The organism is Saccharopolyspora galaxeae (genome assembly GCF_016526145.1).
Taxonomy (GTDB): domain Bacteria; phylum Actinomycetota; class Actinomycetes; order Mycobacteriales; family Pseudonocardiaceae; genus Saccharopolyspora_C; species Saccharopolyspora_C galaxeae.
Map to the genome: position 1 here is coordinate 114196 of NZ_JADDUE010000011.1, position 20005 is coordinate 134200.

The 20005-nt window shown below is 71.8% G+C and carries 16 protein-coding genes; 4 read left to right on the forward strand and 12 right to left on the reverse strand.

Annotated features, from left to right (window positions below):
* Positions 1-151: 151 nt before the first annotated feature.
* From INP57_RS23545 to INP57_RS23570, 6 genes are all read right to left on the reverse strand, one after another.
* A complete protein-coding gene (locus INP57_RS23545) occupies positions 152-1246 on the reverse strand; it encodes an acetoin dehydrogenase dihydrolipoyllysine-residue acetyltransferase subunit (RefSeq protein ID WP_200072500.1) in 1095 nt (364 codons plus the stop codon).
* Entirely contained in the window at positions 1243-2265 is a 1023-nt protein-coding gene (locus INP57_RS23550; RefSeq protein WP_200072501.1) for an alpha-ketoacid dehydrogenase subunit beta, read from the reverse strand. The genes INP57_RS23545 and INP57_RS23550 overlap by 4 nt, the downstream gene beginning before the upstream one ends.
* 13 nt (positions 2266-2278) lie before the next feature.
* Positions 2279-3274: a thiamine pyrophosphate-dependent dehydrogenase E1 component subunit alpha gene (locus INP57_RS23555; RefSeq protein WP_200072502.1), complete on the reverse strand. Its 996-nt coding sequence runs from the start codon at positions 3272-3274 to the stop codon at positions 2279-2281.
* Between the two features lie 13 nt (positions 3275-3287).
* Positions 3288-4352 (reverse strand): ATP-NAD kinase family protein, encoded by a 1065-nt coding sequence (locus INP57_RS23560; protein ID WP_200072503.1) that lies wholly within the window; start codon positions 4350-4352, stop codon positions 3288-3290.
* A gap of 110 nt (positions 4353-4462) precedes the next feature.
* Positions 4463-6868, reverse strand: a complete 2406-nt coding sequence (locus tag INP57_RS23565; RefSeq protein ID WP_200072504.1) for an ATP-dependent Clp protease ATP-binding subunit — start codon at positions 6866-6868, stop codon at positions 4463-4465.
* Positions 6869-6925: 57 nt separating this feature from the next.
* On the reverse strand, positions 6926-8347 hold the full coding sequence (locus INP57_RS23570; protein WP_307850243.1) for an MFS transporter: 1422 nt from the start codon (positions 8345-8347) through the stop codon (positions 6926-6928).
* Positions 8348-8475: 128 nt separating this feature from the next.
* Between INP57_RS23570 and INP57_RS23575 the strand changes: the two genes are divergently transcribed.
* Positions 8476-8661, forward strand: coding sequence for a hypothetical protein (locus INP57_RS23575; RefSeq protein WP_200072505.1), 186 nt, complete (start codon positions 8476-8478; stop codon positions 8659-8661).
* Between the two features lie 82 nt (positions 8662-8743).
* Here INP57_RS23575 and INP57_RS23580 read toward each other — a convergent pair whose 3' ends face one another.
* The 4 genes from INP57_RS23580 to INP57_RS23595 all read right to left on the reverse strand — a co-directional run bounded on the left by INP57_RS23580 (position 8744) and on the right by INP57_RS23595 (position 13207).
* On the reverse strand, positions 8744-9982 hold the full coding sequence (locus tag INP57_RS23580) for a GNAT family N-acetyltransferase (RefSeq protein ID WP_200072506.1): 1239 nt from the start codon (positions 9980-9982) through the stop codon (positions 8744-8746).
* A gap of 52 nt (positions 9983-10034) precedes the next feature.
* Positions 10035-10313 carry a hypothetical protein gene (locus tag INP57_RS23585; protein ID WP_200072507.1) on the reverse strand — a complete coding sequence of 93 codons (279 nt, stop codon included), beginning with the start codon at positions 10311-10313 and terminating at the stop codon, positions 10035-10037.
* 363 nt (positions 10314-10676) lie between these two features.
* The gene (locus INP57_RS23590) at positions 10677-11354 is read right to left on the reverse strand and encodes a phosphoribosyltransferase (protein WP_200072508.1); all 678 of its coding nucleotides are present in this window, start codon (positions 11352-11354) and stop codon (positions 10677-10679) included.
* 74 nt (positions 11355-11428) lie between these two features.
* Positions 11429-13207 (reverse strand): ABC-ATPase domain-containing protein, encoded by a 1779-nt coding sequence (locus INP57_RS23595; RefSeq protein ID WP_200072509.1) that lies wholly within the window; start codon positions 13205-13207, stop codon positions 11429-11431.
* A gap of 233 nt (positions 13208-13440) precedes the next feature.
* Between INP57_RS23595 and INP57_RS23600 the strand changes: the two genes are divergently transcribed.
* Positions 13441-14241: a lysozyme gene (locus tag INP57_RS23600; RefSeq protein ID WP_374220964.1), complete on the forward strand. Its 801-nt coding sequence runs from the start codon at positions 13441-13443 to the stop codon at positions 14239-14241.
* A gap of 59 nt (positions 14242-14300) precedes the next feature.
* On the opposite strand, the gene INP57_RS23605 is transcribed toward INP57_RS23600, so the two are convergent.
* Both INP57_RS23605 and INP57_RS23610 read right to left on the reverse strand, forming a co-directional pair.
* The gene (locus INP57_RS23605) at positions 14301-15413 is read right to left on the reverse strand and encodes an LCP family protein (protein WP_200072511.1); all 1113 of its coding nucleotides are present in this window, start codon (positions 15411-15413) and stop codon (positions 14301-14303) included.
* 257 nt (positions 15414-15670) lie between these two features.
* The gene (locus tag INP57_RS23610; RefSeq protein ID WP_200072512.1) at positions 15671-16927 is read right to left on the reverse strand and encodes an aspartate aminotransferase family protein; all 1257 of its coding nucleotides are present in this window, start codon (positions 16925-16927) and stop codon (positions 15671-15673) included.
* 127 nt (positions 16928-17054) lie between these two features.
* Here INP57_RS23610 and INP57_RS23615 point away from each other — a divergent pair, with 127 nt between their 5' ends.
* Together INP57_RS23615 and INP57_RS23620 are read left to right on the forward strand one after the other, a co-directional pair.
* Positions 17055-18548: an NAD-dependent succinate-semialdehyde dehydrogenase gene (locus tag INP57_RS23615; RefSeq protein WP_200072513.1), complete on the forward strand. Its 1494-nt coding sequence runs from the start codon at positions 17055-17057 to the stop codon at positions 18546-18548.
* A 264-nt stretch (positions 18549-18812) separates the two neighbouring features.
* Positions 18813-19961: a glycerol dehydrogenase gene (locus tag INP57_RS23620; RefSeq protein ID WP_200072514.1), complete on the forward strand. Its 1149-nt coding sequence runs from the start codon at positions 18813-18815 to the stop codon at positions 19959-19961.
* Positions 19962-20005 lie beyond the last annotated feature (44 nt).

Consider the following 20005-nt stretch of genomic DNA (forward strand, 5'->3'; position numbering starts at 1 on the left):
TCGGTGCCCGGTCGCCCGGCTACGCACCGAACCAGCCGGTGGGCGTGGCCTCGAGCGCGTCGGCGGGTGTTTCGCGTTGTCGACGCGTGCCCGGCCGCGCAGCAGCGGGGCCCGGCCGCAGCGAAGCGGCCGGGCCCCGAGTGCGTATTGCTCAGCCCGGCAGGTGCGCCAGCACGGCGTCGCGGACTTCGCCCGGGTTTTCCATGTGCAGCATGTGCCCGGCCGCGTCGACCACCCGCACCGAATCCTGTTGCGGCACCGGCAGGATCGCGTCGTCGCGGCCCCACAGCACCGTGACCGGTGCCTGCACCGAAGCCAGCAGCCCGGCGGTGTCGATGGCCTGGCTGTCACCGTCGAGCAGCGTGGCCTGCAGCGCCTCCAGCGCCGCGGTGACCCCGTCGAGGCGCTTGTACTTCAGCAGGTCGTCGACCAGCCGCCGGGTGACCTGCTCCGGGTCCGCGAACAGCTTCGCCACCTGCGGTTTGAGCTCGCGCCGCGAGTTGGCCGCTGCGAACGAGCGCAGGAACTCCGCGTCGATGCCGGCGGTGAACCCGGCCGGGGCGACCAGTGTCAGCGAACTGACCCGCTGCCCCGCGGTGGCCGCGAGCTGCGCGGCCACCGCCCCGCCGAGCGAATGCCCGACCACGTGCGCGCTGCCGATGCCGCGCGCGTCCAGGTAGCCCAGCACCACATCGGCCAGCGTGGACAGCCCGGCGTCGCCGACGTCCTTGACCGACTCGCCGTGCCCGGGCAGGTCGATCGCGTGCACCGTGGCCCGCGCCGAGAGCGGCTCCTGCACGAACAGCCACGAGTTCTTGTCGCCGCCGTAGCCGTGCACCAGCACCACCGGCTCGGGTGCGTCCCCGAGCACGGCCGCGGCGATCTTGCGGCCGCCGACCTCGACGGTGTCGATGCGCGGCCCGGTCTCCTCGGCGACCTCCCCGGACGCCAGCTGCTCGCGCGCCTCGGTGACCGCCGCGTCGATCTCCTCGGCGCCGACCTCGGCCGGGGCCACGATCGCGATCGTGCCGCTGACCGGCACGTCCTGGCCGGCCTCGGCCACGATCGCGCGCAGCACACCGTCCTGAGTAGACTCCAGAGTGCCTGCGATCTTGTCGGTTTCGATCTCGGCGAGGTCCATGCCGTCGCGGACCGAATCGCCCTCGGCCACCAGCCACTCGGTGATCTTGCCCTGGCTCATCGACAGGCCCCACTTGGGCATGACCACCCGCTGGATCTCGCTCATGCACGGCTCCCCTCGTAGCTCGCGGTGGTTTTGACGGCGTTGGCGACCCGTTGCGCGTCCGGGACGTAGAGGTCTTCCAGCGCGTCGCTGAACGGCACCGGCGTGTGCGGGGCGGTGACCATCTCGATCGGCGCCCGCAACGCCCCGAACGCCTCCTTGGCCACCGTCGCGGAGATGTCGGCGGCCACGCTGCAGCGCGGCGTGGCCTCGTCGACCACCACCAGCCGGCCGGTGGACTCCACGCTCTCCAAGATCGTGTCGGTGTCCAGCGGGCTGATCGTGCGCGGATCCAGCACGTCGCAGGAGATGCCGTCGCCCGCGAGCTGGTCGGCGGCCTGCTCGGCGACCTGCACCATCCGCCCGATCGCCACCACCGTGACGTCCTCGCCCTCGCGCACGACGTTCGCTTCGCCGAACGGCAGCGCGTAGCTGTCCTCCGGCACCTCACCGGAGACCTCGTACATGGCCTTGTGCTCGCAGAAGATCACCGGGTCGTCGTCGCGGATCGCCGCGGTCATCAACCCCTTGGCGTCGTACGGCGAGGACGGCACCGCCACCTTCAACCCCGGGATGTGGGTGAAGATCGAGTACAGCGCCTGGGAGTGCTGCGCCGCCGCGCGCAGCCCGGCGCCGTACATGGTGCGGATGGTCACCGGCGTGACCGCCTTGCCGCCGAACATGTAGCGGAACTTCGCCGCCTGGTTGTAGATCTGGTCGAAGCACACGCCCAGGAAGTCGATGAACATCAGCTCCGCCACCGGCCGCAGCCCGCGGGTGGCCGCGCCGATCGCGGCACCGACGAACGCCGACTCGGTGATCGGGGTGTCCAGCACCCGGCCGGGGAACTGGTCGAACAGCCCCTTGGTCACCCCCATCACTCCGCCCCAGGCGTCGTCGGCGCCCGGCGCGCCCGCGCCACCTGCGTTGTCCTCGCCCATCACCACGACCCGCTCGTCGCGGCGCATCTCCTGCAGCAACGCCTCGCTGATCGCTTCGCGGTAGTTGATCGTGCGTGCCATGCCCGGGCCTCCTTCAGTACGAGACGTAGACGTCGGTGGTCAGCTCCGCCGCGGTCGGTTTCGGCGCCGAGCGGGCCGCGGTGACCGAGTCCTCGATCAGGGCCGCCACCTCGGAATCCACCGCGTCAAGTTCCGATCCGGCCAGCAGGGCCTGGCCGAGCACGTGCTCGCGGAACCGCAGCAGGCAGTCGGAGTGCTTCTTCGCCTCGGCGACCTCATCGGCCCGGTACGCCTGCCCGTCGCCTTCGAAGTGCCCGTAGTAGCGGGTGAACTTCACTTCCAGCAGCGTCGGCCCGCCGCCCTCGCGCGCCCGCGCCACGGCCTCGGCGGCGGCCTCGTGCACCGCGAAGAAGTCGAACCCGTCCACGATCACCCCGGGCATCCCGAACCCGGCGGCGCGATCGGCGATGTTGTCCGAGGACACCGACCAGCCGCTGGCGGTCGCCTCGGCGTAGCCGTTGTTCTCGGCCACGAACAGCGCGGGCAGGTTCCACACCGACGCGAGGTTCATCGCCTCCAGCGTGGTGCCCTGGTTGCTGGCGCCGTCACCGAAGAACGCGACGCTGACCGCGCCGTTGCCGGCCAGCTTGCCCGCCAGCGCGGTGCCGCAGATCAGCGGCGGGCCGCCGCCGACGATGCCGTTGGCCCCGAGCATTCCCTTGCTCAGGTCCGCGATGTGCATCGAGCCGCCCTTGCCGTTGCACGTGCCGGTGGAGCGGCCGAAGATCTCGGCCATCATCGACTTCGGGTCCACGCCCTTGGCGATGCAGTGCCCGTGCCCGCGGTGCGTGCTGGCGATCGAGTCCCGGTCGTCGAGGTGGCTGCACACCCCGGTCGCCGAAGCCTCCTCACCGGCGTAGAGGTGCACGAAACCCGGGATGTCGCCGGTCGCGAACTCGTCGTGCACCCGATCCTCGAACGCGCGGATGGTGCGCATCGTGCGATACGCCCGCAGCAGCCCCGCTTCGTCCAACGCGTCCGGAGCGGGTTCGGCCATGGTGTCGGTCATCGCCGCATCTCCTTCACAACTCGTGCGCGCCCGCGACCGGGCGCGTCCCGGAATCCTTGGCCGCGCCACCGCGCAGCAACCCCTCGGCCGACGCGCGCGCCAGCACCGCGCGCACGTCCACGCACCGCGGCCCGTCCGCGCTCAACGTCACCGTCGGCGCGGTGCGCGGGCCGAACTCCACTTCCCGTTCCCCGTCCACCGCGATCACCCCGCGCGAGGCGGTGATCGGCACCGTCTCGCCCTCGGCCAGCCGACGGCAGGAGGCCACGCCGACCTCGCGCACCAGGCCCGGCGCCAGCGGCGCCCGCACCACGCACTCGGCCGCGGGATCCAGCCGCAACGCCACCCCGTCCGGATCCGAGCGGGCGCTCGGCGCCAGCAACCCGGCCACACTGGACAGACCCACCGCGTCCGGTTCGGCGAAGGTGCAGAACAACTCCGAGAGCTCCGCGGGATCCCACACCGCACGAGCCCCCACCCGCCCGGCCTGCGAGACCGCCACATCCACCAGCGCGGGCTCACAACGGTTCCCGGCCCGCACCCGCAGCACACTCGCCCGTCGGGTCACCGCCTCGGCATCGACCGCGCCGGTGGCGACCAGTCCCGCCGCCAAGCCCGCGACCGTCGCCTCGCGCAACTGCGGGAACACGTTGTTGGTGCCGGTCGACAACGCCAGCAGCGGAACCTGCCCGCACGCCCCGGCGGCGACCCGCGCCGTACCGTCCCCGCCCAGGCAGATCACGACCCCGGCACCGGCCTCGACCATCGCCCGCACGGCGGTGACGGTGTCCGCGGCGGTCTCGGTGAGCCGATCCTGCTCGCAGAACCGCACATCCGGCCACGGCGCGTCCCGGCCCGGCCGCAACCGGCGCCCCGCGCGCAGCACCTCCGCGGAAATACCGCCGAGATCGGTCGAAACCAGCGCACGATCCACCCCGGCCGAATGCAACGCCGAGAGCAAGCGCTGCACCATGTTCGCCTTCTCCGCGGTCGGGAACACCGACGCGCGCGCCACCAACCGGCGAACATCCCGCCCGGACAGCGGGTTGGCGACGATGCCTGCGACCGCGTCGGCCACCGCGTTCCTCCTCGAACCGCACGGCGTGACGCGAACCACTGTCCGGCCGCGGGCGGTCGCGAAGGAAGGGTTGCAAGGGGTTGCAGCACCCCTCTCACCCGTTCAGGCGGTCACCCCGGGGTGCGCTGCGCAGGTGCGGCGTGGCGGCCGCCGGCCGCGCCGTCCCGCGCCGAGGACACGTGCAGCGACAACTCGCCGCCGAGGACCTCCACCAGCACCTCGCTGCCCTCCGAGAGCGAGCCCTCCAGCAGCAGCGAGGCCAGCCGGGTGTCGAGTTCGCGCTGGATCACCCGCCGCAGCGGCCGCGCCCCGAACTCCCGCGCCGAACCGCGCTCGCACAGCCACGACACCGCCGACGGGCTCACCTCCAGCCGCACCCCTTGCGCGGCCAGCTGCGCCGAAGTGCGCTCCAGCAGCAACGAGGCGATCTCGGACAACTCCGCCTCGCCCAGCCCGCGGAACACCGTCACCTCGTCGACCCGGTTGAGGAACTCCGGGCGGAAGAACCCGCGCAACTCCTCCTGCAACGCAGCAGCGACCTCCGCGGCGTCCCCGCCCGCGTCGAGCACCCGCTCGGAACCCAGGTTCGAGGTCATGATGAGCACGGTGTGCCGGAAATCCACCGCGCGGCCCTGCGAATCGGTCAACCGGCCCGCATCCAGCACCTGCAGCAACGTGTTGAACACGTCCGGATGGGCCTTTTCCACCTCGTCGAGCAGCACCACCGAATACGGCTGGCGCCGCACCCGCTCGGTCAACTGCCCCGCCTCGCCGTAGCCGACATAACCGGGCGGCGCGCCGATCAGCCGCGAGACGGTGTGCTTGTCCTGGAACTCCCCCATGTCGAACCGCACCATCCGCTCGGCATCGCCGAACAACGCCCGCGCCAGCGCCCGCGCCAACTCGGTCTTGCCCACCCCGGTCGGGCCCAGGAACAGGAAGCTCCCGATCGGCCGCTCCGGGTCGGCCAGTCCCGCGCGGGCGCGGCGCACCGCCTCGGCCACCGACCGCACCGCCGCGTCCTGGCCGACGACCCGCTCCCGCAGCCGCTGCTCCAGATCCAGCAGCCTGCGCCGGTCGGCCACCGACACGTCCGCGACCGGGATGCCGGTGCGCCGCGCGACCACCTCGGCCACGTCGGCGGCAGCCACCAGCGGCTCCGGCGACCAGCCCGTCGCCTTGCCTGCGCCCGCCCCTTTGTGCGAGTCCGCCCCCTTGTGCGTGCCACGCTGCATCCGCACCCGCGAGCACGCCTGATCCAGCAGATCCACCGCCTTGTCCGGCAGGAACCGCTCGGTCAGGTAGCGGTCCGAAAGCTGCGCGGCCGCCTCCAGCGCCTCCTCGGCGACCCGCACCCGGTGATGGTGCTGGTACTTGCGCGAGACACCGCGCAGCACCGCGACCGTCTCCGGCACCGACGGCTCCGGCACCGCGATCGGCTGGAACCGGCGCTCCAGCGCCGGGTCCTTGTCCACGTGCTTGCGGTACTCCTCCACCGTGGTCGCACCGATCAGGTGCAGCTCACCGCGGGCCAGCGCGGGCTTGAGCATGGTGCCCGCGTCCATCGAACCCTCACCGGCACCGGCGCCGACGATGCTGTGCAGCTCGTCGATGAACACCACGACCTCGTCGCGGTGCGTGCGCAGCTCGGTGAGCACGTCCCGGAACCGCTGCTCGAACTCCCCGCGGAACTTCGCGCCCGCGACCATGCCCGCCAGATCCAGCGACACCAGCCGCTTGCCCGCCAGCGGCCACGGAACTTGCCGATCCACGATGCGCTGCGCCAGGCCCTCCACCAGCGCCGTCTTGCCCACGCCCGGGTCGCCGACGAACACCGGATTGTTCTTCGAGCGCCGCCCCAGCACCTCCACGGCCTGGTCGATCTCCTCGCCGCGGCCGATGACCGGGTCGAGCCTGCCGTCGCGGGCCAGTTCGGTCATGTCCAGCCCGAACTCGTCGAGCTTCGGCGTCGCGCCCAGCACCGGCGCGCGGCCCCGCGGCCGCTCGCCCTGCTCCATCGCCCGCGCCAGCGCGCGCCCGGCCACCGACTCCGGTTCCTTCGCCAGCCCCAGCAGCACGTGCCGGGCACCGACGACCTCCACGCCCTCCCCCAGCGCGGCCTGGTGCGCCCCCAGCAGCGCCCGCCGCGCCGACGACGACAGCACCGGCGACCGGCGCGACCCGCCGGCGACGGCGTCGACGGTGCCCGCCACCGTGCGCACCCCGGTCGCCAGGTCCTCGACCCGCACGCCCGAATCCGCCAGCATCTCCGCGGTCGGGCGCACCTGCGTGACCGCCCACAGCAGGTGCGTGCTGTCGAGCTCGCGGCTGCCCCAGTCCACCGTCGCCCGGATCGCCTTCGAGACCACGTCGTGCGCCTCGGGATCCAGCAGGTTCGACAGGCCCAGCCCCGGCGAGCCCGCACCGGCCTGCCGCTGCGCCCCACCGCCCTCGACCAGGCTGTTGAGCAGCGAATCGAAGGCGGCGGAGGAATCACCGACACTGCCCCGGTCCACCGGCTCACCTCCACACCGGCGGGCATCGGCCGTGCCCGCGTCACACCGTCATTGTGATCAACACTCTCCAGCATGCGGCATGCGCCCGCCGCGGCGACGACCGGCCGCCCATTCCAGCAGCGCGCCCACCAGCAGCGCCGCGCTGATCACGACCACGACCGTACCCAGCCGGTGCAGCCCGGCATCAGCCGCAGGCCCGGCGAAGCCGAGTTCGATCACGGCCGCGGCGATGTTCGCCCCCACGTACTGCGACGTGCGATACAGCCCGGAGGCCATGCCCGCGTCCCCGGCCTCGGCCTGGCGGTACATCGCGGCCTGGTTGCCGATGTTGTTGAACCCGTTCGGCACCCCCAGCACCGCCGCGACCGCCAGCAGCAGCACCAGACCGCTGCTCGACTGCGTCACGGCCAGGCCCGCCCCGCCTGCCGCCAGCGCCACCGAACCGATCACCAGCACCGGCCGATAGCCGGAGCCGCCGATCATCCGTCCGGCCAGTGCGACCGAGGCCATCGCCACCAGCGCGATCGGCAGCACCACCAGCCCGGCCTGATCCGCGCTGAACCCCCGCGCGCCCTGCAACCACATCGGATAGCCGTAGAAGACCACGTAGAACGCGACATAGGTCAGCGCCGTGCGCAGATAGGTGCGGGTCAGCGGGCGATTCCGCGCCAGCATCCGCACGTCCACGAACGGCCGCGCCACGCGCGATTCCAGTACCGCGAACCCGGTCGTCAGCACCGCCAGCACTCCCAGCAACCACCAGGTGGGACTGCCGGCCAGCGACAGCAAGAACACCATCAGCACCGCGATGCAGCCGATGAACAGCCCCGCCCCCGGCAGGTCCAGGCTGCGCAGCACCGCGCGCGGAGATTCCGCGGTGGCCTGCCGCGGCGGGTCGGCGGGCAGGTGAATCCACGCCAGCACGGCCACCGCGAGCCCCAGCGGCACGTTCACCAGGAAGATCGCCTGCCAGCCCCACCACGACACCAGCACCCCGCCGAACACCGGTCCGAACGCGATCATCACCTGCCCGGCGATGGCCAGCGCGCTGAGCGCATCGGCGGGCAGCGCCATGCCGCGGCGATCCGCCTCGGCCCGCAGCATCGCCACCCCGGACGGGAACGCCGCGCACGTGCCCAGCCCCAGCAGCATCCGGAACGCGATCAGCCAGCCCAGGTCCGGCGCCAGCGGCGCCAGCAGCGAGGTGAGCACGGTGATCGCCAGCGACACCAGGAAAACCCGCCGCGGCCCGGCCCGGTCGGCCAGCCGGCCCGCCGTGGGCGAGCCGACCGCGGTGGCCAGGTACAACCCGGAGATCAGCCAGGAAGCCGCCGCTCCGGCGTCGAAGTCGTCGCGGATGTCGACCATCGCCACGGCCATCGTGGAAGCATTGAGCGCCTGCAGCACCGAACCGAACGCGATGGTGAACACGAACGCCCGGGGCAGGCGCTGGGTGGTGGAGCTGCGGACGGAGGTCACATCCGCTCAGCCTAGTTCGTTAGATTCGCTAACTTCAAAATCGCTCGGGATCGCGGACCACGGCCGCCCGTGATTCAACGCGGCCTCGTGCGGGTAGGGGCCGGGCACACCCCCGGAAAGGAGGACCGATGCAACGCGGCAGCGACAAGCACGGGCCCGGGCAGGACGACGCCTTGGAGAAGGAGATGCAGGGCCTGCTGCAGGGGGATCACCCCACTCGTGCCGAAGAGGCGCTCGACGCCGAACCGCCCGCCGACGACGATCCGGAGTCGCTGCGCCCCGAACCACCCGAACCCGGCGACGAACCGGGCTGAGAGAGCCGGGATCGCGCCCGCCCATCCACGCGGGTGGGCGCGATCCCGGTGCCTTTCCGGAACGAGATCGCAGCAGACGGCCTCAGTACAGCGGGAAGGCCCAACCGCCCGGATAGAACGGCTCCCGGTCCCAGGCGAAAGCGGCCGAGGTGAGCCGCAACGCACCAGGGCTGCACTCTTCGACCAGTCCGGCGGCACCGAGCGAAACCAGTCTGGTGCCACCAAGGAACGCCGCGGCCAGCTCGGCGCTGCTCATCCGCAGGTCGGCCGGATCTTCGGTGCGCGTGCACGCGACCCCGTCCGTCCCGGCCCGCAGCCGGTACCGCCCCTCGTTCCACGGGCAGAACCGGTCGGTCACCTCCAGCACCACATCCAGCGGCACCGCATACCGGCGCGCGCCGAGCGCGCGATCGACGTCGACGAGCCGGACCCACAACCGATCGACCGGCGCGGAAACCACGGCCCGCGGATCCACCAGCAGGTGCGGCAGCGGGTCGTCCACCGCGACCTCGCAGTCGATCCAGCGCACCAGATCGATCCCGGCGAGGAATCGCCACAACGCGGCGTGCGCCTGCCGCGAGACCGCCGCGAGCTCCACCACCTGCACCACCGCGGATGCGTCCGGATCAACGGCGTGCCGGTAGAGGACATATCCGCTGACCTCGCCGTCCGGCTCGTGATGCAGCGCGAACCGAAGGGTGCTCGCAGCGGCGCGGGCCTGCGGCTGGTCGAAGAGCCGGACGTCCCAATGCGCCCCGGTCCTTCGCGGCCAGCCGACCGTAGCGGCGCTCGCCCGCTCGTAGACCTCTTCGATCCGGGCTCGGGCCTGCTCGCGATGGCACAACCGGACCTGACCGCACCCGGAATCCACCCCGTCCCGGAACACCATCGAACGCCGCAGGCAACGGATCTGATCGCCGCGCGTCGCGGGCCCGTAGCCGTAGCGCCCGTAGATGCCGGCTTCGGACGGCCGCAGCACGGCGACCGGCTCCCGCCGCTGCTCGTGCAGTTCAGTGAACTGCCTCCGCATGATCGAGGTCAGAATGCCCCGACGACGATGAGTGGGTGCCACACCGACCGAGGCGATCCCGGCCACCGGCAGCACCGCACCGGGCCCGGTCAGCGCGCGCCGGTAGATCGAGGCACCCGCGATCGGCGTCCCGGAGTCGAACGCGGCCAGCGTGCGGTCCAGTTCGGTGGCGGCGCGCTGGCCGGTGATCTCCTGCTCGCAGCGGTCGGCGCCGTAGGTGTCGGCGATCATGCGCGCCCACGGGGCGAATTCGGCCTCGGTCACCGGGCGCAGCGGATACGGTTCGCGCACCGGGCACTGTGTAGTGCACCCGCCGCTGCGCCGCGATCGATTTTTCGCCGGCTCACCGCTCAGCGGCGGCGACCGCTTCGGCCAGCCGAGCCAGTTCCCGGCCGACGTGCGCCAGGCGGTCGCCGACCGCGCCGGCGTGCCCGGTCAGCGCACCCGCGTGCCCGGCCGCTCGCAGCCAGTCGTTGACGCCCGCCAGTCCTTCGGCCATCCCGTCGACGGTGGTGGCGAAGCCGCGGGTGACCTGTTCGATCTCGGCGACGGAGTGCGGTACGCCCGGATCGCGCAGCCGCGCGCCGAGTTGCAGCGCCGCTTGCCCCACTTGCTCGGCCACCTCCGCGGTGTAGGCACCGCCATCGGTGCCGCGTGATCGATCGGCCGTGGAAGGCCGCGGTGGAGCGGACTGCGCAGCGGCGTCATCGGAGCGGCTCATAACCGCTCAGCCAACCCGACTCGGGCGGTGTGGGCCACACGATCGAGGTAGAAGATCGCCGAGCGGTGGTCAAGAACACCCGATTCCCGCACAACCTCCCCACCCCGTTGCGCATTGCGCACTCTCACTTCGTTGCTTTTTCTCGTGAGGTTCGAAGTCGGGCGTGATGCCGGAGGCTTGATTTCGGGCAACACTGAAATCAGCGAGGCAATTAACAGTTAGAAACGCGAGTCGACGAACTTGTCCCTCGGGTTCTTCAGCGGCCTAGCCGCCGGACGTTCCCCGCCCGGCATCCACCTCGCCGAGGATCCGCAGGATCTCCTCGTCAGTGGTCTCCCGGAAAGTGCCGTACCACTGCCCCACCGCGGCGAAATCCACCGGCTGCAGCACGCACAGCACCTCGTCGGCCTCCTGGCGCAACGCCTTGACCGCGTCCGGGGCGCCGACCGGCACGGCCAGCAGGATGCTGCGCGGGTCCGACTCCCGGATCATGCGCAGCGCCGCACGGGCGGTCGCGCCGGTGGCCAGACCGTCGTCGACCAGCACCACGTCCCGGCCGGTCAGCCGCGGTGGCGCACCTTGGCCGAACCGTTCCTCGCGGCTTCGGGCCTCGGCGCGCTCCCGCTCGCGGTCCTGCGCCAGCTCGGCCTGCTCCAGGTGGAAGGTGCGCAGCAACCGCTCGTCGTAGGTGGCCGGGCCGTGCGCGGTCACCGCGCCCAGCGCCAGCTCCGGCTGGCCCGGCGCGCCGATCTTGCGGGCCACGGTGACCCGCAGCGGTGCCGCCAGCGCACGCGCCACTTCAGCGGCGACCGGTACGCCGCCGCGGGCCAGCCCCAGCACCACCGGATCGGCCAGGTTCCGCTCGGTCACCTTCCCGGCCAGCACCCGGCCGGCGTGCCTGCGGTCCCGGTAGCTCTCGGTCCGCGCGCCGATGCCCGGCATCGTGGGCCTCCTCGCGACGAGACTCCGCTCACCCACAAGGTGCCCCCGAGCCGGGCCGGGACAAACCTGGCGGATCAGTCGCGGAACGCGCCCACCCGCAGCGCGCGCAGCCGGTTCAACGCCGCGGCGAGTTCGAAGCGCCGCGGCACCGCGAAGTCGCCGACGTAGCGCTCGTCGACGGCGGCCACGCCCCGCTCGACGACCTCGGCGCTGTAACCGTCGAGCACCTCGGCCACCGTGCGCGAGCCGTCCAGCAATCCGGAACGCGCGCAGGTCACCAGCGCCAACCCGATCCCGGTGACCTGCGCGGGGTCGACGATCTGCTCCACCGCGCGCAGCTCCACAGTGGAATCGCCCAGCGTGAGCGCATCGGTGCCGCGGGAGCGCACCTTCGGCCGGTCCACCGGGATCGACCGCGGATCCGGCACGCGCCGGCGCACCGCCGGGAACCCCTCGGCCTCCCGGTTGCGGCCGGTCGGATTCGCCGCCAGCGCCTTGGCCTGGCCGGTGACCTCCCGAGCCCGGTAGGCGTCCATCATCAACACCTGGTCGGCGACGTCCATGTAGTCCCCGGAACCGCCCATGACCAGCACCGTCGACACACCCCGCTCGCGCGAGAGCGGCCGGATCAAATCCAGGAACGGCGTCAGCGGCTCGGACTCCTTGGCCACCAGCGCCTGCATCCGCGCATCGCGGATCATCAGGTTCGTCGCCGCCGTGTCCTCGTCCAGCAGCAGCACCCCGGCACCGGCCTCCACCGATTCCACGATCGACGCCGCCTGCGAGGTCGATCCCGAGGCGTTGTCGGTGGAGAAGTCCGTGGTGTCGGCGCCGGTGGGCAGGTGGCTGACGAACGGGCTCACATCCACCCGGTGCACCCGGCGACCGTCCTCGGCGCGGACCTTGACCGTGTCCTCCCGGCAGACCACGAGCTCGCGACCGTCACCGGGCACGTGGTCGTAGATGCCGTTCTCCAGCGCCCGCAACAGCGTCGACTTGCCGTGGAACCCGCCGCCGACGATAAGCGTGATCCCGTCCGGGATGCCCATGCCGGACACGACACCGCGGTTGGGGACCTCGATGTCGACCCGCATCGACGCCGGTGACTCGAAGGCCACGGCATCCGACAGCGGGCGCTCGTCGACGCCGCTGCGCCGCGGCAGGATCGCGCCGTCGGCGACGAAGGCGACCAGTCCGCGCGCGGACAGTGCTTCCCGCAGCGCGTCGGTGTCCTCGACCGACTCGACGAACTCGGTCATCCGCGCCCGATCGGCGGTGGCATGGCGCAGCGCGTGCTCGACCATGTCCGGCAGGTCCTCGCACAGCGACTTCTCCGCGGCGCGGCCGTCGATGCTGCGGCCCTTGCCGGGCAGGTCGATGCCCAGGCGCAGCCGCACCGCACCGTCGACGACCTGGCAGGAGCTGCGATCGAGGACCTGCTGGCGACCGGCGTCGACGCGCAGGCCGCTGTCGCGCAGCCTGCGGTGCGCCGCGCGCACCAGGAAACCGGCCAGCGCGCGGGCGCGCACCGGCGTGCGCCACAGCTCCTTGGGAAGCTCCGCGGTCTCGGCGTCCACTCGCACTTCGCAGCGGCTGGCCGGCGCGTACGGGTCCGGCTGGACCTTCTGGATCTCCAAGGTGAACCCGTCGAAGCGCCACTGCCCGGACAGCGACTTGTACCGCCCGTAGCTGGCGCCGTGCATGTCCCGCAACGCCGAGCGGAGCCCACCGGCATCGCGCGGTCCCTTGTGCCCAGCGGGACCGCCGCGTTTCGGGCCTTGCTCGCCCCTCCTGCCCGGGGCTTGATCGGGGCGGCGCCGCGGCCCGCCCGGTCCGCTCGTTCGTTGTGCCATGTCCCGAGACGTACCCGAAGGCATCGGGATTATCCAACTCGGGGCCGCGATGCGAGCCGTGCATATCGATGTGCAATCGCGCTCGGGCATGCAACCGATCACGCGGTTATTCTCCCTGCGCGCATGATCTCGCACGCTATGTGCACACGACCACCGAAGGTGCAAAGCCGCCAGTGTCAAGGAGGCGAACCGTCGTGCCAGTCCCCCGCAGCCGCCGGCCCCGAACCACGGCACTGCTCTCCCACGGCCTGGTGACTCTGCTCAGCGCAGCCGTGTTGACCACTGTCCCCGGAACCGCCGCGGCTCGCCCGGCGAACCACCCCGACCCCGGCCGCGAAGGCGCGTGGGCCGGCTACAGCATCGGCCGCTCGGCCACCGAAGGCGTGCCGCGCAGCGCAGCGCCCCGTGCCGGAGGCGTGGCCGGGATGGACGTCAGCGGGCACCAGGGCGCGGTGGACTGGGCGAAGGCGTGGGCCGACGGCGCCCGGTTCAGCTACGTCAAAGCGACCGAAGGAACCGGGTTCATCAGCGACTCCTTCGGTCAGCAGTACGACGGGGCGGCCTCGGTCGGCATGGACCGCGGCGCCTACCACTTCGCGCTGCCCGACCGCGCCAGCGGCGCGGCGCAGGCGAACTACTTCATCGACCACGGCGGCGGGTGGCTGCCCGACGGGCGCACCCTGCCCGGGGCGCTGGACATCGAGGACAACCCCTACGGCGAGATGTGCTACGGCATGGCGCCGCAGCAGATGTCGGACTGGATCGCGGAGTTCAGCAACACCTACGAGCTGCGGACCGGGCGCTATCCCGCGATCTACACCACGACCCGCTGGTGGGACCGCTGCACCGGCGCGAACCCGGACTTCGGCGCGAACAACCCGCTGTGGCTCGCGCGGTTCGCCCCGGAGATGGGACCGCTGCCGGCCGGTTGGGACTTCCAGGCGATCTGGCAGTTCGCCAACTCCGGGATCTTCCCCGGCGATCAGAACTCGTTCAACGGTGACGCGGCCCAGCTGGAGCGCTTCACCCTCTGACAGCAGCGCAACGACGAACGGGGGGACCGGAAAACCGGTCCCCCCGTCGCATGTTCGGCTCACTTCTCGATGAGGTCCGGCGGGATCGGTTCGCTCTTGGCGATGGCCTCGAACATCCGCGAGGCGTCCTCGGAGTCCCACTTGATCACCGACTGGCCGCTGGAGGACCTGCCGAAGTCACCGAAGGGCACGCTCGTGGTGATGCCCTCACCGCTGCTGACGTCGCCGAGTGCCTTGGTCAGCCAGAACAGGTGCCAGACGTGGCCGCCCTCGTCGAGCAGGAACGTGGTGCCCGCGGCGTTGGCCAGCGGCACCAACCGGAACGGGTTGAGCAGCGTGCCCGGCCCCATCGCCTTGTCCACCAGCGCGCCGAGCAGCTTGCGCTGGTTCTCCGCGCGTTCCAGGTCACCACCGGACAGCGAGTAGCGGGCCCGCACGAACGCCAGCGCCTGCGCACCGTTGAGTTCCTGCGGCCCGGCGGGAAGGTGCGCGTTGGCCTTCTCGTCGTCCATCGGCTTTTCCAGGTTCATGTCGACCCCGCCGACGGCGTCGACCAGCTCGGAGAACCCGCCGAAACCGATCTCGGCGTAGTGGTCGATGTGCACGTCGGTGGCCGTCTCCACGGTCTGGGCCAGCAGCTTCGGCCCGCCCTCGGAGAACGCGGCGTTGAGCTTGTCCTTGCCGTGCCCGGGGATCGACACGTAGGAGTCGCGGGGCAGGCTGATCAGCGCCGGTTTGCCGCCGCCGGAGGGGATGTGCACCAGCATCATCGAGTCGGTGCGGCGCCCGGCCGCGTCACCGGCCGAGAGTTCCTCGCGCTGCGATTCGTCGAGCCCTTCGCGGCTGTCCGAGCCCACCAGCAGCCAGTTCGTGCCGGGCGTGTCGGCGATCCGGTTCGGATAGTCCAGCGCGGGCGTGCGCTGCAGCACGCTGTCGACGTAGATGCCGAAGCCGACCACGATCAGCACCAGCACCAGCAGCGTGATGCCGATGCGCCGGGGCCAGTTCGCCCGTTTGCGCCGCGGCGGTGGCGGACCGGCCGGACGCCCGCCTTCGGGAGGCCGCGGCGGCTGCGGAGGCGCGGCACCGCCCTGCCGGTTGCGGGCACCCCGGTAGTAGTCGTAACCGCCTTGCTGCGGCCGCCGGCCTGGATTCGCCGACCAATCACTCATGACCTTCACACCTGCGGAGTCGACTCACCGGCACGCTCGGTGCCGACCTTCGCCGTGCAGCATCCCAGAAGCCCGCACGGGCGTGGCACACCGCTATCGGAACGGTATGGAAACCACTCTGCTGCGCACCGGCGCAGTTACCGAGCCGACACGCACGGCGGCGAGCCGATGGTCGGGTTTTCCCGCTCCAACAGCGGCACCGGGACGCGAAAACGGGGTGCGGCGAGACTGCCGCACCCCGTTCGCAACCGGTCCGTTCAGCCGGAAACCGCCGCCGAGACCGCCTCCGACCACAGTCGCACCGCCTCGTCGACCTGTTCGGAGTTGACGATCAGCGGCGGGATCATCCGCACGACGTTGCCGCGCGGGCCGCAGGTCAGCAACAGCAGCCCGCGCTCGGCCGCGGCGGCGTGCGCCCGCGTGGCGGTCGCGGTGTCCGGGGCCCCGTCGGAGGTGGTGAACTCGTTGCCGACCATGAGCCCGCGCCCGCGCACCTCGCCGATCACCGGGTGCTCGGCGGCGACCTTGCGCAGCCCTTCCTGCAACCGGGCGCCCTGCTCGGCGGCGTTGCCGACGAGGTCGTTCTCGCGCACCACGTCGAGGGTGGCGATCGCCGCGGCCGCGGCCACCGCGTTGCCGCCGTAGGTGCCGCCCTGCGAACCCGGCCACGCCTTGCTCATCAGCTCCGCGGAGGCCGCGATGCCCGACAGCGGGAAGCCGCTGGCCAACCCCTTGGCGGTGATCAGGATGTCGGGTTCGATGGTGGAGTGCTGGTGTCCCCAGAACTTCCCGGTGCGGCCCACCCCGGTCTGCACCTCGTCGGCGATCAGCAGGATCCCGTGCCGGTCGGCGCGTTCGCGCAGCCCTTCGAGGAATTCCGCGGGCGCCGGGATGTAACCGCCTTCGCCGAGCACCGGCTCGATGATGATCGCGGCGGTGTCCTTCGGGGAGGTCACGGTGACCAGCAGCTGGTCCAGCTCGCGCAGCGCGAAGGCCACCGCCTCCGACTCGGACCAGCCGTGCCGGTAGGTCTCCGGGAACGGGGTGAACGCCACGCCCGGCATCATCGGGCCGATCCCGGCGCGCACCTTCACCCCGGAGCTGGTCAGCGAGCCCGCGCCCATGGTGCGGCCGTGGAAGCCGCCTTCGAAGGCGATGATGTTCTGCCGCCCGGTGGCCTGCCGGGCCAGCCGCACCGAGGCTTCGACGGCCTCGCTGCCGGAGTTGAGGTAGAACATCCGGTCCAGCCCGGCGGGCAGCACCTCGCCGAGCCGCTCGGTCAGCTGGAGTAGCGGCCGATGCATGACTGTCGTGTACTGGCCGTGGATCAGGGTTCCCACCTGGCGCTGCGCAGCTTCCACCACGCGCGGGTGGCAGTGCCCGGTGCTGGTCACCCCGATCCCCGCGGTGAAGTCGAGGTAGCGGCGGTCGTCCTCGTCGTAGAGGTAGACGCCCTCCCCGCGGGCGGCCAGCACGGGTGTCGCCTGCTGCAACACCGGCGAGAGCTCAGCCATGATCGACTCCAAAGCTGTCGTGTCGGCTGTGATGTCCCGACTGTAGGATTGTTGACAATCTAGCTCGACATGCAACCATCACGGCTGCGTCCTGTCCACCCGCCGAAATGGAAGGTCCGCTGAAGCGATGAGCACCACCAGCAGCACGCCTGCCAGCACCGAGACCCGAGAGGCCCGCGTCGTCGAGGCCGCTCCGAAACAGCTGCTCATCGGCGGCAAGTGGCGCGGGGCCAGCGGTGACCGCAGCTACGAGGTCGAAGATCCCTCCACCGGCCGGGCGCTGTGCTCGGTCGCCGACGCCACCCCCGAGGACGGGCTGGCCGCGCTCGCGGCCGCGCACGACGCCCAGTCCGGCTGGGCCGCCCACCCGCCGCGCGAACGCGGCGAGATCCTGCGCCGCGCGTGGGAACTGATCACCGAGCGGCACGAGGACCTCTCGCTGCTGATGACCCTGGAGATGGGCAAGCCGCTGATCGAGTCCCGCGCCGAGATCACCTACGCCGCGGAGTTCTTCCGCTGGTTCGCCGAAGAGGCCGTGCGCATCGACGGCGACTACGCGGTGGCCCCGAACGGCAAGGGCCGGTTCCTGGTCACCCGCCAGCCGGTCGGCCCGGCGCTGCTGATCACCCCGTGGAACTTCCCGATGGCGATGGGCACCCGCAAGATCGGCCCGGCGATCGCGGCCGGCTGCACCTCGGTGATCAAACCCGCGCACCAGACGCCGCTGTCGATGCTGGCGCTGGCCGACATCCTCAACGAGGCCGGGCTGCCCGAGGGCGTGCTCAACGTGGTCACCGCCCGCGGCGCCGGCTCGGTGATGGAGCCGATGATCCGCGACGGCCGCGCCCGCAAGCTCTCGTTCACCGGCTCCACCTCGGTGGGCCGCAAGCTCATCGAGCAGTCCGCCGAGCAGGTGCTGAAGGTGTCCATGGAACTCGGCGGCAACGCCCCGTTCCTGGTGTTCGACGACGCCGACATCGACGCGGCGGTCGACGGGGCGATGCTGGCGAAGATGCGCAACATCGGCGAGGCGTGCACCGCGGCCAACCGGTTCTACGTGCACGCCGACGTCGCCGACGAGTTCGCCCGCAAGCTCACCGACCGGATGGCCGCGCTGCGGATCGGGCGCGGGGTCACCGACGACGTCGAGGTCGGCCCGCTGATCGACTCCGCCCAGCTGGACAAGGTCGACGAGCTGGTCAGCGACGCGGTCGGCCGCGGTGCGCAGGTCGAGCTCGGCGCCTCCCGCGGCGACGGCGAGGGCTACTTCTACCAGCCCACGGTGCTCAAGAACGTGCCGTTGCAGGCGCGGATGACCTCCGAGGAGATCTTCGGCCCGGTCGCGCCGATCAGCACCTTCACCGACGAGCAGACCGCGCTGCGCGAGGCCAACAACACCGAGTACGGCCTGGTCGCCTACCTCTACACCCGCGACATCCAGCGCGCGCTGCGCGTGTCGGAGCAGCTGGAGACCGGCATGGTCGGGCTCAACCAGGGCATGGTCAGCAACCCGGCGGCGCCGTTCGGCGGGGTCAAGGCGTCCGGGCTGGGCCGCGAAGGCGGCAAGGTCGGCATCGACGAGTTCCTGGAGACCAAATACATCGCCATCGGCGGTCTGTGACCGCCGCTTTCCGCGCAGAAACCGGTGCCCCGCACGTTGCGACGTGCGGGGCACCGTCGTGTGGGCCGAACGGCGGTGCGCGCAACCGTCGTTGTCAGCATGTGGAGTCCTGATTGCTCCGAATGGGCGTGCGCGATCAAAATTGACGGGTCAACCGATACAGGTGCGCCCGGCCGCGACGGCTCGTCCGCCGCCCGGCGCGCACCCGCCCCGCGATGGACCCCGCGGTCCCGCCCGGGGCGTCCACGCAGGAGGGACGATCCGATGACCGAGACACCGGCGGCGCTGCGCACGATGATCTCCCCCGGCCGCTACGTGCAAGGCCGCGGCGCACTGCAATCGCTGGGAGCCAACGTGGCCAAGCTCGGCAAGCGGCCCGTGGTGCTGGCCGATGACATCGTCCGCGAGCTGACCGAGACCACGATCACCAAGTCCTTCGGCGAGGCCGGGCTGCCGGTGGTCTTCGAGCGCTTCAACGGTGTGCCCACCGCCGCGGAGAGCCGCCGCGTTGCCGAGGTGCTGCACGAGCAGGGCGCCGACGTGATCGTCGGGGTCGGCGGCGGCGCACCGATCGACACCGCCAAGGCCGCGGGCGACGACACCGGCCTGCCCACGGTCAGCGTGCCCACGGTCGCCTCCACCGACGCTCCGTGCTCGGCGCTGTCGGTCGTCTACACCGCCGAGGGCGCATTCGAGGCCTACCGCTTCTACGACCGCAACCCCGCGCTGGTGCTGGTCGACACCCAGCTGGCCGCGAACGCCCCAGCGCGGTTCCTCGTCGCAGGCATCGGCGACGCGCTGGCCACCTGGATCGAGGCGCGCGCGGTCGAGCAGTCCAACGCCGCGACGATGGCCGGTGGGCAGGCCACCGGCGCCGGGCGGGCACTGGCGAAGCTGTCCTGGGACATCTTGTGGGAATCGGCGCTGCCCGCGGTGCACGCGGTGCAGAGCAACCTCGTCACCCCGGCCGTGGAGGCGGTCGTGGAAGCCAACACGCTGCTGTCCGGGCTCGGGTTCGAATCCGGCGGGCTGGCCGCGGCGCACGCGGTGCACGACGGGCTCACCGCCGTCGAGCACACCCACGGCCTCGCGCACGGCCAGAAGGTCAACATCGGCTCGATCACCCAGCTGATCCTGGAAGGCCGCCCGACCGCGGAGATCAACGACTTCGTCGAGTTCACCACCCGGGTGGGCCTGCCGACGACGCTGACCGAGGTCGGCCTGGCGGGTGCGGAGGACTCGGTGCTGCGCACCGTCGCGGAAGCCGCCACCGACCCGGCCGAGACGATCCACAACCTGCCGTTCCCGGTCACCGTCACCGAGGTCGTGGACGCGCTCAAGGCCGTCGAGGTCACCGGCCGCGCCGTGCGCGCCGACAAGGGACTGCCCGAGCCGGTCGCGCACCAGCACTGACCGACCGCGCGCGGCCAGCGGTCGCCGACGGGCGGCGACCGCTC